The sequence below is a fragment of the Pseudoalteromonas sp. CO348 genome, assembly GCF_004208845.1.
Lineage (GTDB): Bacteria > Pseudomonadota > Gammaproteobacteria > Enterobacterales > Alteromonadaceae > Pseudoalteromonas > Pseudoalteromonas maricaloris.
The window spans coordinates 22,367-37,742 of sequence record NZ_SGPI01000009.1 but is presented as its reverse complement, the minus strand read 5'-3'; the positions used below and the strand labels follow the sequence as shown (position 1 = coordinate 37,742).

The window sequence follows — 15,376 nt, the reverse complement described above, 5'->3', positions numbered from 1 at the left end:
GGTGATAGTAAGCTACGTATCGCCATAGGCGGTTGTCATTCTCACTATCAGAAGTTTACGCTTGTGCTAATTAGCTCAAGTTAATTGGAACGTACCAATTCAATCATACCTGGTACATTAAAAGATATCTTTATTTTAAAAGGTTCACACAATAAATGCACGATTTGCGACAACTGGCAGCAAACTTTATTTTACTCAGACAAACATAGTGCGGCTGGTACCTCCGCCAACGAAGCACATACTTTGTCCGCGAGCTGTTGTTGCTCTTGACTAAAACTCTGCCCAGACTCAACTAAAATGGCTGTTTTTACGCCAGCAGCGCGGGCAGCCTTGATGTCTGAAACTTTGTCACCAATCATAACACTTTGCGCAGGATCCAAGTCATGCTCGGCTATCGCTTGCAGCAGCATCCCGGGTTCTGGTTTACGACAGTCACACTCTACTTTATATGGGCCTTGTGCCTTTTCAGGGTGGTGAGGACAAAAATAAACACCAGCGATGTCAACACCATGCGCCTTAAACTGCGCGCACATCCACTCGCTTAACGCGTGAAATTGTGCTTCATTATAGTAACCTCGGCCAATGCCCGACTGATTCGTCACGACCACAATTTTATAGCCGGCTTTGCTAAATGCTTGGCAGGCACTGAATACCCCGTCGATAAACTCAAAATCCGCGATTTTATAAACGTAGGCGTGATCTTTATTAACAACACCGTCTCTATCTAAAAATACAGCCTTATGCATTGGTCACAATCCCCTGCTCTTTTATTACCCGCTCAAACATCGTAATAACAGCATCAACAGAAATTTGAGACATGAGTTCGCTACCTTTTACCCGTGTTCCCCACGGTAATTGCTCAGCAGTTTTACCCTTTTGCGCAATGAGGTTTTGATGATAAACCTCAACCACATAGTCTTGATACATGTATGGCCCTGTGCGAGTTGGGTTGGAGTGAGCATACAAACCTATCACCGGCGTTCCAACTGTCACGGCCATATGAGCAGGCCCGGTATCAGGTGCTAGCACCAATTCGGCTTGCTCCAACACACAAAGTAGGGTTTTCAAGTCAGTTTTTCCCACTAAGTTTAATAACTCAGCTTGACTGTGTTTTTGAATTTCGGCTGCTAAATTTTGCTCAAGCTCCGTTGGGCCACCCGTTATCACTACCTGAAACCCCAATTCAGCAGCATGATCTGCAACCCTAGCATAACGCTCAGGAAGCCAATTGCGCTCGGCTTTACTCGCCGCAGGCGATATCACAAACACTTTCCCTTCGGGCAACAGTGATTTTGCCGCAGCTTGATGAGCTGCCGTCACTGGCATCTGCCATGTTGGCTCACCGCACTCAGCACCAATTGCACGGGCAAAGTTTTGGAAACCTTCGAGCACATGTGGCGACTGTTGAGGTGCGATCCGCTTGTTAATAAACAAACTGTGTAACTCTTTTGAGCGCCCTTTATCAAAGCCTATCTTTTGCTTTGCAGGAATAACTCGCGCAACAAGGTTGGCTCTTAACGCAACCTGCATATGTAGTAATACGTCAAACTTTTGCCCTTTGAACTTTGCCTTTAACGCCTTGAGCGCGGCTTTACCCTGCTTTTTGTCAAATACGACGAGCTCAACACCGGGTAGGTCAGCCAGTAACATGGCTTCCACTTTACCTATCACCCACGTTATTTTCGCTTGCGGATGTGCGCGTTGGATCGCCTGTACAGCACTCACTGCATGGCATACGTCGCCAATCGCAGAAAGTCGCAAAATACAAATAGAGGTCAAGGATTTGCTCAAAACAATAGTTCTCATGGAAAGTAACAAGCGCTTGATCTTAAATTAATCAAACAAGTTTGCAAGTTTCACTGAGGATGAAAAATAGTTAGAATGTCACAATTGACTCTTAAGAATCCTATATTGTGCAAATCACCAAACAGCCGCATAGCTATTTACTAACGCCTTCAGCCCTAGATTATGATGTTTCAGAAGAAATGTTTTCCCCTGAATATTGGCAGAAAAATAATGCGATTGTCGGCTCGAAAGAAGGACGAGCAACGGCGTGGTTCGTGCGGTTTAATCAAGGCATAGCGGTACTCAAGCACTATTATCGTGGCGGCTTAATCGGCAAGCTGTTGAGTGATCAATATATTTTTACCAAACTAGAAAATACTCGCGTGTATCAAGAGTTTGCTTTGCTAGAGCAACTACAACGACAAGGTTTACCAGTCCCAACACCACTTGGCGCAAGAATATCGCTTCATTTTGGTATTTATCGTGCAGATATTTTGACCGAAGCGGTGTCTGATGCCACCAGTGTTTGCGAAATTTTGCAAACAAGAACGCTTAGCACAAATGAGCTGGAAAGTATCGGCCGCACCGTTGCTCAGTTTCATCAAGCCGGTGCCTATCATGATGATTTGAACATCAACAATATTTTATTTGATGCCGACGGCAAAGTATTTCTAATTGATTTTGATAAGGGCAAAATCATGCAGCCAAACTTAAGTTGGCAGCACGCAAACATGGAGCGTTTGCAACGTTCATTTAAAAAAGAGGCCGGTAAATGGCCGACCTTTTATTTTGATGAAAATCAGTGGCAAGTATTAATGCAAGCCTATCGCAGCGCACGTTAACTTTTTTGTAACTGTGCCTTTTTAATCACATTGGAAGTCGAGCAGCCATCCAAAAATGCTAACACCTCGACTTTTCCACCTTGATTAAGCACATGCTCTGCACCTGCAATATCTTCCACTTTATAGTCACCACCTTTGACCAAAATGTCAGGGCTGACCATTTCTATCAACTTAGCTGGTGTATCATTTTCTTCAACACTGCCAAACGGAATAACCCAATCCACAGAAGCGAGTGCAGATAACACCATAGCCCGCTCTTTCAGTGGATTGATTGGGCGTTCAGGCCCTTTAAGACGCGAGATCGATTCATCATTATTTAACCCAACAACGAGTCTGTCACCCATCGCTTTAGCTTGCGCTAAATAACGCACATGTCCTGCATGGAGAATATCAAAGCAGCCGTTGGTAAATACAATGGTTTCGCCATTTTGCTTGGCAAAAGTAATGTGCTTAAGCACCTCTTCAAACGGCGTTTGGTAGTGCTCGCCCGTTTCTCTAAGATACTGACCCAGTTTGCGACTCAACTCTTCCGGTGACACCGTTGCAGCGCCTAATTTACTCACGGCAATACCTGCGGCAATATTTGCTACTTCCACCGCGTCTTTAGCAGACATTCCAGCGCCTAACATCGTCGTCAGTGTGGCGATCACGGTATCACCAGCTCCCGTAACATCACTTACTTCCTGTACTTGAGCTGGGAAATCAAACTTTTCAGTATTGGTTATTAAAGACATGCCTTGCTCGGAGCGCGTCAGCAACATAGCGCCGATCCCTGACGTTTTCAGGAGTTCGCGCGCACTAGAGGTGAGTGCCTCTTCGCTACTTGTGTCTCCACCAGCGAGTTTAAATTCGTTTAAGTTAGGCGTAATAAAATCAGCACCTTGATAGAGGCTCAAGTCACTATTTTTAGGGTCGATAAGTACCGTTTTACCAGCAGCTTTAGCCACCGCAATCATTTCTGAAATGGCGCACAAAGCGCCTTTGTTGTAGTCGCTAAACAACACAAAGTCATACTTATCAACTTCTTGCTTTAGACGCTCAAGCAGGAGTTGACTGTGAGATAACTGAAAGGGCTCTTCTAAATCGAGTCTAACCACTTGCTGATGACGGCTGATCACACGCATTTTTGCGATAGTCGGCAGCTCAACGACGTTAACTAGGCTAGATTCAATATTTTCTTTGGTAAGAATAGCCTCAAGCGTTTTGCCATTGTCATCTTCGCCGATAAGTCCAAGCAAACCCACTTTACCATCTAGGTGAGCGATGTTTTTGGCAACGTTCGCCGCACCACCAGCTTTGTCTTCTAATGCGCTGACTTTCACCACAGGCACTGGAGCCTCAGGAGAAATGCGCCCAGTATCTCCATGCCAGTATCTATCCAACATCACATCGCCAACCACCAATACCTTGGCTTTATTTAGCTGTTGAAGCGCCGCTAACTTCATGCTTTTTGCTCCGCCGCAACGAGCATATCGACCGCTTCGCATAGCCAGTGACCAATAAACATATGCGCTTCTTGAATACGCGCTGTCTCATCGTTTGCGATAATAATCGGTAATTTAGCAATGTCCTTCACTTTGCCACCAGTTCTACCTGTCAATGCCACGGTAAACGCGCCAATTTCATTTGCGGCTTGAAGTGCCAAATTGATATTAGGGCTCGTACCTGATGTGGTTAAACCAATCACCATATCTTCTGGTTTACAAAGTGCCTGAACCTGACGTTCAAATACTGAGTCAAAGTGATAGTCATTGCTGTGCGCGGTCAAAATTGAGGTGTCGGTAGTTAATGCAATCGAAGCTAAAGGACCGCGCTCTAATTTGTAACGCACCACAAATTCTGCAGCTAGGTGCTGCGCATCTGCCGCGCTACCACCATTACCAAACCAAATGACCTTACCACCGGCTGCTAACGTGCTTTGGCATGCTTCAAGTAGCTCAACACATTCTTGGTGATAGTTTGCCATTGTTTCAAAAACATCAACATGGCGCTGTAAGCTTGCGAAGTAGCTTTGTGCTACTTGTTCATTCAATGACATATTTGTTCCTAAACTATTCTATGCTTGTCCCGCGTGATACCTACCAGTATACATGGACTGATAACCAAGTGTAATTCTCACCGAAGACATCTTTACCCAAGGTTAATTTCGTTTCGATTTGCTTGCTATAAGCTTCACCAATATGCGCCAGCTCAAACTCGTAGCCACGTTCGTACTCAGCGCCAAGCTCACCAAGTTCATTCAAATAATTACTTTCATTATCGATAACTGAAAGCTTAGCTCGCCATAATGAACGATAATCTGATTGGTAAGTACCTTCTAAAACGTGAATTTGCGTCGGTGCACCATCATCGAACTGGCGATGGTTTGCAGCAAAATGCCCAACGCCAAATCCGTCGATCGTATTGCCATAAGTATCGTAAATTTCGTTTACATACCATAAGCTTTCCATATCAGTAAACTCATAGCGTAATGAAGTCGTTGAAGTCAATTGAGGGAGAAAAACGCCAACATTGACAACCGTATTACCAAACAAATAGTTTTTATGGTTATTGCTATCCTCACCACCGTATTCTAAATACCATTGTGCTTGAGTGCCGTAATTTGTGGTAAAGCTGGTCGTGATAGTTGCCCATTGATCGCCCAGTTCATCATCTTGAGTGAGATCACCTATCTTATTATCGTTTCCAACAGGGTCAAAATATGCCTTAACAAAATCCTTAAAATCTACTTTTCTAGGCCCGCCTCCGAATTGCATGACTCTGTTTAGACCGATTTTCCATCCAGCTAATGGCTCTATACTAAAGTGACTACCCGCTATTTTAGGTGTTCCATCGTGAAGCGTGCCTTGAAAACGAATCCCGTCATGGACTTTCTCTAGTTCAGAATAAAACAGCTCAAAATCGAAGTTCCACCAATTTCGAATAGGCACAACTAAACCCAAAGAAGCTGATAATGAGGGTCTAGCGTTATTAGAATATACTTGAGCCGAATGCTTAAATGGTGAAAACCAATGTTCTTTATATCCTAAATTAAGCTGCAAGTTACCGTAGGACATGCCATAAAAAGTATTGTATGGAACAAGTTTGTTTGCATCTACTCGATACTCAGCACCAATTTGTAAAATGCTTGATTCGCTTCCACGCCAAACACCACCGAGCCCCAATTCAGCATATTCACCGCTGTAATTACCTCTGTCGTTGGCTATTTGCTTTTCTTCACCGCTATCAACACGCAGTGTTATCGATCTTTGTGTCAACGCATCGTCCTGCAGATAAGGTGCAATCCCCTGACTAATACTCTGCTGTAATGTGGCGTCAATATGCCTAAGCTTCATCAAATGCATCTTGATTTCACTGATACGGTAAGGCTTTGCCATAGGCGTACCAACGGTCAACGCAAACATTTTATCGATTTGATATTCCAACAGCGGATCTTGTCCAATGGGTAAATAAGCTGTGGGGCTCGCAAAAGCGAGATTCGAAGCTAATAAACTACAGCAAGCGAGTACTCGAGCTAAATTCATTTTGTTATTCCATTACTTTTAATGCGCTAAATACTACCAAACCAAAAGCCCCTAGGCATCTGTTGAACTGTGTAAAATTGTGTTGTTCATTCAATTTCGCCTTGGAACAAGGTAAAATACTGATTTTTGAGCTTAAGCGACTCCTATGGCGCGCCGACTATATTCCTTATTATTGCTAGTATTAGCACCTATTTTATTGAGTTATCTGTATTTTATTCGAGGTAGGAAAAACCCTGACTATCGAACTCATTTTACAGAGCGCCTTGGCTTTAACCTAAACAAGCTGCCGCCACATGCTGTTGTGATCCATTGCGCCTCCGTTGGAGAAGTGCTTGCAGCCACACCTCTCATAAAATCAATACTTAAAGAACAAGCTGCAGCTCCAATCATTGTCACTTGTAACACCCCGACAGGTAGAGAAGAGATAACAAAAGCTTTTCACAGCAATGTACAAGTACATGTCTGTTATTTACCTATAGATTTTGCTTTTGCGGTCAGAAAGTTTTTCATTACCTTGAAGCCCAAACTCCTTATTGTGATGGAAACTGAGCTGTGGCCTAATATTTTTCATTACGCCAAACAAAATCAATGTAAAACCTTAGTAGTCAATGCCAGACTCTCTGAAAAATCATACCAAGGTTATAAAAAGCATGCATGGTTAACCAAAGGCTTAATGAGCAACATAGATCTGCTTGCAGCCCATAATGAGGAAGACGGCGAGCGTTTCATCAAGCTCGGGCTTGTTCAATCTAAGCTTCACATTACCGGCTCAATCAAGTTTGATATCTCAATCACCGAAGAAGAAGTTGCAAAGGCAAGACAGTTTCAAGCAAATTACCCCGAGCGGTTAATTTGGCTTGCAGGATCTACGCATCCTAAGGAGCATGAGCAAGTCATTGCTGCACATCAGCGAGTATTAAAGCAGGTAAGTAATGCGTTACTCATTATCGCGCCTCGCCATCCCGAGCAGTTTCAAGCGGTTGCTGACTACCTCAGTGAACAAGAGATCGCTTTTACCAGAAAGAGTAGTAACGGTATAAACGCAGAAGCTTCGGTCTTGTTAGCGGATACTTTAGGGGAATTAAAGTGGCTATTTGGCGGTGCCGATATCGCCTATATTGGTGGTAGCTTGATTGAGCGCGGCGGTCATAACCCACTAGAAGCGGCGGCTCATGGTGTGCCAATATTAACCGGCCCACATACCTATAATTTTGCGCATATATACCCTCAACTTATCGCGCAACAAGGTGCCATTGTAGTCGATGATGAGGACAAGCTTGCTGCTCAAATTGTTACGCTATTTGAAGATAAATCGCTTCGAACGCAAATCGGTGCTAACGCTCAATCGGTACTAGTTGAAAATACCGGGGCTATTGCTAAAACCATGAAACTAATCAATAAGAGCTTGGAATAATTCATGAATACAGTCATCTCTACAATGCAAAACTGGGTTAGCCAAGTCATTGTGAAATACAACTTTTGCCCGTTTGCTCGACAGGAAGTTGAAAGTAAAAGCATTCATTATTTCGTGTCTCAAGCGATAAGCCACGACGATGCCGTGATGGATATGTTAGAGCAGTGCTCAGAGTTAAACCATGAGCCAGAGCGAGAAACAACACTAGTTATATTTGATAAAGGTTTTAGCAATTTTGACGACTTTTTGGATCTCGTCGACCTAGCAAACGCTTTATTAGTAGCGCAAGGGTTTGAAGGCACTTATCAAATTGCCACTTTTCATCCTGATTATGTTTTCGCTGATAGCGATGAGCATGACGCAGCAAACTACACTAACCGCGCGCCCTACCCAACACTCCACTTGATCCGCGAAGAAAGTATGGCTCAAGCATTAGCAGAGTATGACGATCCTGAGCAGATCCCAGAAAATAATATCCGTCTCGCAAGGCGTAAAGGGGAAGCGTTTTGGCAGCATTTGCTTCAGCAATGCCACAAAGCGAATTAACCTAAGCTTCGGATAAATAGTCAAAAGGCTGGTTTAGCCAGCCTTTTCTTGTAAGATTTTGGAAGTATTACTTTTTCACCCAGCTGCCATTGACTTGAATATAATGGCCTGAATGCGTTTTGTTATACGCTTTTTTAGCAGCTAAAGCTTCCACTTGCTCAAGTGTAATACCATTCTTTTTCGCTAATTGCTGGTATTTTTCTTTGCGCTTTTCATTCACTTCATCAACTAGCTGCTGCACACCTTGGCCATTTTTAACTACGCCAAGATAGCCCGATGTAGTTTCGCCAACTAAACCCTGTGATTTAGCATCGTCAATGGAAATTGCGAATGCGGCGAAACTCATACTGAGCCCAATAATTAGGGTAGAGATTGCTTTTAGCTTCATAAATCCTCCTTAGAATAGCTCGCTGTCTTCGCTGAATAAATTGTCGAGTTCTTTATCCACCTTCACGCGGATCTCATGATCTACTTTTACATTTAAGTTGATCGTAATAGGCTCTTTGGTTTCTACTTGCACCTTATGAGTACAAGCGCTCAATACCAATAAAGCTGATATCACTAGCATCCATTTCATTCACTAACGCTCCTCTTTATTTAACGCATTTTCCACTTCGCGCGTAATCTCGTCGCTTAAGCGTAGGGCTCGTAATAAGGTAAACACATTTTCTGAGTGTGTATAGTTAAAGTTTACTGGTTGTTGTTGGAGTTTGTTAATTCCTGTAATTTTAACATCTAAGTCCAACCAGCCGTCTTCACTTAAATTTACGCCACTACTCAATTGCTCAATGGTCAACTCGTCAAGTACACCGATCACCGTTTGTAAGCTAGGTTGCTGCTCTTTTAGCGCATTAATTGATGCATTGTTTTCCACCTTTAACAGCCCCTCACCAACACTGTGTATTTGACCAGAGTCAATTCGCACGCCCGATGAAGAGAGTTGCACTGGTAATGTCCCTGAAATTAGCCCTTTCAGCTCGACGCCCGCATCATGCCCTGAGGCGGCAATAAGGTCCAAACTCAGTTTATCTAGCGATACCTGAACGACCTGCGGCGTTGGGACCAAACTAACTTCATCAACCCCCACGTTACCGGCAAAAACCTGTGCGTTAATATCTTTCAGTTTAACCACGCCTGCTTCGCTGAGTAGTTGGCCTGTTATTGCTTGAACGATAACACCAGCTCTCAACTCTTCAACACTCAGTGTGGTTGGCTTGAGTTGAATATTAGCTGAACTTAATAGACCAAAGACATCAATTGTTGCATTTTGAATAAGCCGTTCATTAAATAACGCAGAGCCGTTTTGAACGCTCCCGTCTAAGGTAAATATGCGCGTGGATAAATCCCCTTCGAGTACTGCATAGAAATTACCATGGGTAATTTTTAAGTTCGGTAAAAGCGCGTCAATATATGGCTGAAGTTGAGTGAGCTGCTGCGTGGGCACGTGTATTTGTGCTGGATGTTTTAAGCTTGAATATTGATGCTCAAGCAACGCCTTTACACCATCAATATTAATCACATGTGACGCCATCAATCCGCGGCTCTGCTGCCCTTTGCTGTCAATGCTCACGTTTTTCAAACTGAGATCAGCTAAGTTAACTTCTGCTACCTTAGTATTGCCAGACAAGGTTGAAAAGATTTCTCCGGTCGCGACTGAGCCTTGCCAGTGCAGTGTCTGCGCAAACTCATTCAGTTTATAATTCTGCTGTTGTATCTGTGCACTGGTTAAGTTGAGATTGATATCAAAATCATGTGTAGGCTTGAGCACAACTCGCCCGCTCAACTCACTCTGTTTTGCTGTTACATTCTCAACACTCAGGTTTTGCAGTTTTGAATCAAGCGTTATCGCAAAACTCATTCCTTCAGGTAAGACTCTGTGTAGTAGATGCCCACTTTTGAGTTTTGGCACATCTAGCTGCGCATGTAAATCAAGCGTCAAAGATGGATTATCAATCACCAAATCTGATGTCAACAACTGGGTTGAGAATATACTCGGCTGAGCCTCAACTGTAATTAGCTCGGTTGGATCACCCGATATTTTGAAGCGGCTATTGAGCTCGAGATTCTCAGCAATAGCATCTTGCAGTGTAAGCTTTTGAAGGTCACTTGTGATTTCCCCGCTCATATTAACAAAATTTGGCCGCGCAATAAGCGCTCCAGCCAGTGTATGCGCGCCCCACTTTTCATCGGAAAATTCAAGGCGAATATCACCATTGACGAAAGGCTCAGTTAAGTCGACTGCCAACTCGTTAACTTCAAGCTGTAACGGTTTATCTTTACCTGTCACTTGAAGTAAATCTGTCGCAATTGAATCCGCAGAAATAGTAATTTCACTCGGTATACGAAGCTGCCAAGTGGTCGGTAACAGTTTGGTATATTCAGAAGTAAGACAATTAAGCGTTGATTTCGCTGAAATCGGCTCGGCAAGTGCTATCTTCCCCTGCTGCGAGGCTAAATCATAGCGCCCTGACACAGCGCCTATATACGCAACGGTACCTTTACACTCAGCCTGTTCAAGCGCCACTAAAGTTTCAAGTTCTAGCTCTGCGTCCATAGCTAGACCATCGAATTCAAGTTGGCTAGTTCCTGAAAGGGCTTGGATCTGAGGAGGTAACAAAGCGCTGAGGTACTCGCCACTAAGATCAATATTTGCAGCAATACGCTCTGGCTGCAACGTAACTTCTGCAGCAATGTCACCTGAAACTACAAATTGATTCAGCTCGGACTCCGAAATCGACACAACTAATGGCTTTGGTAATGGCTCGCCAGATATAGAGAGCTTGGCTACATGCATTTTGGGTCTGGTGATGTCGAGTGGTAATGCGAGGCGCTGTGGCCGAGTTGCATCTGACTTTTTGGGCGGAAGAAGTTGCATGTCCGCTTTTTTAATATTGACTTGGCGCATGCTTAGTTGCGTATCATAAAGCTGGGCATTAAACGCATCTGTCTGCACACATGCTTTTGTAATATGGATACGATTGAAGCCCGACAAACGCCAGTCAAGACAACTGACCTGAAGTTCATTAACTGGTATAAAATGTTTAATGGCCCAGAGCGACAAAGGAACTCTGGCAAGGTAAACACCCACGAAAACACTGAGTATCAACACTAAGCTCCAAAGCCATTTTTTCATTCGTATCCCTAAAATATGATTGGTATTTCCTTTTCAGTGTACCCGATAGATAATTATCGAGCCATGAATAAAAAAGGCCACCGAAGTGACCTTTTTTAATTTCGTTAGCCTACTAGCTTACGCGCATTGCGGAACATACGCATCCAAGGGCTATCTTCTTGCCACTCATCTGGGTGCCAAGAGTTTGCTACTGCTCTGAATACACGCTCTGGATGCGGCATCATCACAGTTGCACGACCGTCTGTTGACGTCATGCCCGTAATACCAGCAGGAGAGCCATTCGGGTTAGCTGGGTACTGAGTGGTTGGATCACCGTAGTTATCAACAAACTTCACAGCAACTGAACCTGAATTCAGTGCCGTTTGTACCGCCGCTTCGTTTGCAAACTCAGCATGACCTTCACCATGTGATACCGCGATTGGCATGCGAGAGCCAGCCATACCATCAAAGAAAATTGACGGGCTTTGCTGTACTTCAACTAAGCTGAAACGCGCTTCAAAACGCTCTGACTTGTTGGTGACAAAACGAGGCCAGTTTTCCGTGCCTGGGATCAACTCTTTCAATGTAGAAAGCATCTGACAGCCATTACACACACCTAAGCTGAAAGTATCTTGGCGTTGGAAAAAGCCTTGGAATTGCTCGCGTGCTGAGTCATGGAATAGAATTGATTTAGCCCAGCCTTCACCAGCACCTAAAACGTCACCGTATGAGAAGCCACCACATGCCACTAGGCCTTTGAATTGCTCTAGCGTTAAGCGACCTTCAAGGATATCGCTCATGTGTACGTCGATTGCCGCAAAGCCAGCACGGTTAAATGCTGCCGCCATTTCGATATGTGAGTTAACGCCTTGCTCACGCAAGATGGCAACTTGAGGCTTCACCCCTTTTGCAATGTAAGGCGCTGCAATATCTTCGTTTAGATCAAAGCTTAGTTTAACGTTAAGGCCCGGATCTTTGTCATCGAACTTAGCGTCAAATTCTTGCTTCGCGCAATCTGGGTTATCACGTAGTGCTTGCATCTGGTAAGTAGTCTCAGCCCAGATAGTGCGAAGCTCAGTGCGAGTGTTTTCAAGTACTGCCTGACCGCCACGAGTAAAGATAATCTTGTCTTCACCGTTTAGCGTACCGATGCGATGTGCAATTTCAGCAATACCGTGCTCAGCAAATACCGCTTCAACCGCAGCGATATCGTCATTGCGAACTTGCAATACTGCGCCAAGCTCTTCATTGAATAACACTTCTAAGTCTGTACCTTGCAGCGCATCTAATTCAATGCTCACACCTGTGTGGCCTGCGAACGCCATTTCCGCAGCAGTGGTGAATAGACCACCGTCAGAGCGGTCGTGGTAAGCGATAAGCTTGCCTGACTCAACTAATGCTTGTACCGCATTGTAGAAGCCTTTTAACAGCTCAGGGCTGTCAACATCAGGTGTCTTGTCGCCAAGTTGCTTGTACACTTGCGCTAAGCTTGAGGCACCAAGACGGTTTTGACCAGCACCTAAGTCAAGTAGGAATAGGCTGGTTTCACCCTTATCAGTACGAAGCTCAGGCGTGACTGTTTTGCGAATATCTTCAACACGACCAAATGCAGTGATGATAAGTGATAATGGCGCAGTCACTGACTTTTCTTCGCCATTCTCATCCCACTGAGTCTTCATCGACATTGAGTCTTTACCAACTGGGATTGTAAGGCCTAATGCAGGACATAATTCTTCACCAACCGCTTTAACCGCTTCGTAAAGACCCGCATCTTCACCAGGGTGACCCGCAGCCGCCATCCAGTTTGCCGAAAGCTTAATGTTGTTTAGGCTACCGATATTAGCACCAGCGATATTGGTTAACGCTTCAGCCACCGCTAGACGAGCCGATGCACCATAGTTAAGTAGTGCCGCAGGGGTGCGCTCACCCATCGACATCGCTTCACCGTGGTAAGTATCGTAAGTTGCCGCCGTTACCGCACAGTTAGCGACTGGTACCTGCCAAGGGCCAACCATTTGGTCACGTGCAACCAGACCCGTTACGGTTCTGTCACCAATCGTGATAAGGAATGTTTTCTCAGCAATCGTTGGTAGGCGAAGTAAACGCTTAGCTGCATCTTCAAGCTCAATACCAGCTGTATCTAATGCTGTACCCACTACACGCTTTGACTCAACGTCACGATGCATTTTAGGTGGCTTGCCAAGTAATACGTCTAGTGGCAGGTCCACAGGATTATTATCAAAGTGGCTATCAGCGACTGTTAGGTGACGCTCTTCTGTCGCTTCACCAATTACCGCATATTGTGCGCGCTCACGCTTACAAATTGCTTCAAAGCGAGCAAAGTCTTCAGCTGCAACTGCCAATACATAACGCTCTTGCGACTCGTTACACCAGATTTCGTGTGGTGCCATGCCAGGTTCATCGTTCGGGATGTTACGCAGCTGGAATTTACCACCACGGCCACCGTCGTCGACAAGCTCAGGAAATGCATTTGATAAACCACCCGCGCCCACATCGTGAATAAACGCAATTGGGTTATCATCGCCAAGCTGCCAACATTTGTCGATCACTTCCTGACAACGGCGTTCCATCTCAGGGTTTTCACGCTGAACAGAAGCAAAATCTAAATCTTCGTTTGATTGGCCAGATGCCATTGATGAAGCAGCCCCGCCGCCAAGACCGATGTTCATTGCAGGACCACCAAGTGCGATTAGCTTAGCACCTACGGGGATTGAGCCTTTTTGCACGTGATCTTCACGGATGTTACCTAAACCACCAGCGATCATGATTGGCTTGTGGTAACCACGTACTTCAGCGCCATTATGGCTTTCTACTTTTTCTTCGTAAGTACGGAAGTAACCCAATAGGTTTGGACGACCAAATTCGTTGTTAAATGCAGCGCCACCAAGTGGGCCATCAAGCATGATGTCTAATGCATTAACAATGCGTCCTGGTTTACCAAAGTTAGTTTCCCAAGGTTGCTCAAAACCCGGAATACGAAGGTTAGAAACCGTAAAGCCAACTAAACCAGCTTTTGGCTTAGAACCACGACCGGTTGCACCTTCATCGCGGATCTCACCACCTGAACCTGTTGATGCGCCAGAAAATGGGGCAATCGCCGTTGGGTGGTTGTGCGTTTCCACTTTCATCAGAATGTGGATATCTTCCTCGTGGTAAGCATATTCGCCGTCTGTATTTGGGAAGAAACGACCCGCTTTAGAACCAACCATTACCGCAGCGTTATCTTTATACGCCGACAATACGTTGTCGCTATTGGTTTCGTAGGTGTTTTTAATCATTTTAAACAGCGACTTAGGCTGTTCTACACCATCGATAGTCCAATCAGCATTGAAAATTTTGTGACGACAGTGCTCAGAGTTTGCTTGAGCGAACATGAACAGTTCGATGTCATTAGGGTTACGGCCAAGCTTTTCAAAGCTTTCTACCAAGTAGTCAATTTCGTCATCAGCAAGTGCAAAGCCTTGCTCAACGTTCGCAACCGCGAGTGCTTCACGGCCGCCGCCAAGAATATCCACCGAAGACATTGGGCGAGGCGTTTCCGTGCGGAATAATTTAGCTGCATCATCAAGCTCTGCATGAACAGATTCGGTCATGCGGTCATGAAGTAATTGTGCAACTTCGTCGAACTGAGCTTGTGTTAGTTCACCCTCAACATAATAAGCAATACCACGCTCAACACGGTGTACTTGCGTAAGACCACAGTTGTTTGCAATATCTGTCGCTTTAGAAGCCCAAGGAGAGATAGTTCCGATCCTTGGTGTTACCAAGATCAGTTTGCCCTCTGGCGTGTGCTCCGTAATAGTCGGTCCATACTTTAACAGGCTGTTTAGCTTAGTTAACTCAGCCTCTGAAAGCTCAGCCGTTAAATCAGCAAAATGCATGAACTCGGCATAAACATTGGTAACTGGTAATTGAGCTGCAGCGCAGGTTTTAAGGATCTTTTGGACTTTGAAATCTGAAAGTGCAGGTGCACCACGTAGGATTAACATAGGTATTTTCATCCGGGGTTAAGGATTGAACGATATCTTTGGGCGCTCATTATAGTGGAAATAGCGCGCGGAATTAACACTAATTTGTCAAAACTAGAAAATATCATGCAAATCTATCATTACCTTAAGTTAATTCGGCTTTT

The 15,376-nt window shown here is 44.7% G+C and carries 12 protein-coding genes; 3 read left to right on the top strand and 9 right to left on the bottom strand.

From position 1 onward, the window contains the following. Positions 1-191: 191 nt before the first annotated feature. Both gmhB and EXT48_RS02150 read right to left on the bottom strand, forming a co-directional pair. On the bottom strand, positions 192-746 hold the full coding sequence (gene gmhB, locus EXT48_RS02155; protein WP_130163445.1) for a D-glycero-beta-D-manno-heptose 1,7-bisphosphate 7-phosphatase: 555 nt from the start codon (positions 744-746) through the stop codon (positions 192-194). Beyond that, entirely contained in the window at positions 739-1,806 is a 1,068-nt protein-coding gene (locus EXT48_RS02150) for a glycosyltransferase family 9 protein (RefSeq protein ID WP_130163444.1), read from the bottom strand. The genes gmhB and EXT48_RS02150 overlap by 8 nt, the downstream gene beginning before the upstream one ends. A gap of 107 nt (positions 1,807-1,913) precedes the next feature. Between EXT48_RS02150 and EXT48_RS02145 the strand changes: the two genes are divergently transcribed. Then, complete coding sequence (locus EXT48_RS02145; protein WP_130163443.1) at positions 1,914-2,627, top strand: 3-deoxy-D-manno-octulosonic acid kinase; 714 nt, start codon at positions 1,914-1,916, stop codon at positions 2,625-2,627. Here EXT48_RS02145 and hldE read toward each other — a convergent pair. Genes hldE through EXT48_RS02130 form a run of 3 tightly spaced genes read right to left on the bottom strand, consistent with a single transcriptional unit; the run spans position 2,624 to position 6,151 of the window. Next, positions 2,624-4,072, bottom strand: coding sequence for a bifunctional D-glycero-beta-D-manno-heptose-7-phosphate kinase/D-glycero-beta-D-manno-heptose 1-phosphate adenylyltransferase HldE (hldE, locus tag EXT48_RS02140; RefSeq protein WP_130125794.1), 1,449 nt, complete (start codon positions 4,070-4,072; stop codon positions 2,624-2,626). The genes EXT48_RS02145 and hldE overlap by 4 nt on opposite strands. Further along, positions 4,069-4,665, bottom strand: a complete 597-nt coding sequence (locus tag EXT48_RS02135) for an SIS domain-containing protein (protein WP_039491395.1) — start codon at positions 4,663-4,665, stop codon at positions 4,069-4,071. Before EXT48_RS02135 ends, hldE begins: the two co-directional genes overlap by 4 nt. Before the next feature lie 40 nt (positions 4,666-4,705). Next, positions 4,706-6,151 (bottom strand): capsule assembly Wzi family protein, encoded by a 1,446-nt coding sequence (locus EXT48_RS02130; RefSeq protein WP_039491396.1) that lies wholly within the window; start codon positions 6,149-6,151, stop codon positions 4,706-4,708. A 145-nt stretch (positions 6,152-6,296) separates the two neighbouring features. Here EXT48_RS02130 and waaA point away from each other — a divergent pair, with 145 nt between their 5' ends. Both waaA and EXT48_RS02120 read left to right on the top strand, forming a co-directional pair. After that, the gene (gene waaA, locus EXT48_RS02125; RefSeq protein WP_130163442.1) at positions 6,297-7,565 is read left to right on the top strand and encodes a lipid IV(A) 3-deoxy-D-manno-octulosonic acid transferase; all 1,269 of its coding nucleotides are present in this window, start codon (positions 6,297-6,299) and stop codon (positions 7,563-7,565) included. 3 nt (positions 7,566-7,568) lie between these two features. Continuing rightward, the gene (locus tag EXT48_RS02120) at positions 7,569-8,111 is read left to right on the top strand and encodes a DUF1415 domain-containing protein (RefSeq protein ID WP_130163441.1); all 543 of its coding nucleotides are present in this window, start codon (positions 7,569-7,571) and stop codon (positions 8,109-8,111) included. A 67-nt stretch (positions 8,112-8,178) separates the two neighbouring features. Here the strand turns inward: EXT48_RS02120 and EXT48_RS02115 are convergent, their stop codons facing one another. From EXT48_RS02115 to purL, 4 genes are all read right to left on the bottom strand, one after another. Beyond that, positions 8,179-8,499 (bottom strand): YdbL family protein, encoded by a 321-nt coding sequence (locus EXT48_RS02115; protein ID WP_017216535.1) that lies wholly within the window; start codon positions 8,497-8,499, stop codon positions 8,179-8,181. A gap of 9 nt (positions 8,500-8,508) precedes the next feature. Next, positions 8,509-8,688 (bottom strand): YnbE family lipoprotein, encoded by a 180-nt coding sequence (locus EXT48_RS02110; RefSeq protein WP_010374602.1) that lies wholly within the window; start codon positions 8,686-8,688, stop codon positions 8,509-8,511. 3 nt (positions 8,689-8,691) lie between these two features. After that, positions 8,692-11,244, bottom strand: a complete 2,553-nt coding sequence (locus EXT48_RS02105) for a YdbH domain-containing protein (protein WP_130163440.1) — start codon at positions 11,242-11,244, stop codon at positions 8,692-8,694. A gap of 104 nt (positions 11,245-11,348) precedes the next feature. Continuing rightward, complete coding sequence (gene purL / locus EXT48_RS02100) at positions 11,349-15,233, bottom strand: phosphoribosylformylglycinamidine synthase (RefSeq protein WP_130163439.1); 3,885 nt, start codon at positions 15,231-15,233, stop codon at positions 11,349-11,351. Positions 15,234-15,376: the final 143 nt, after the last annotated feature.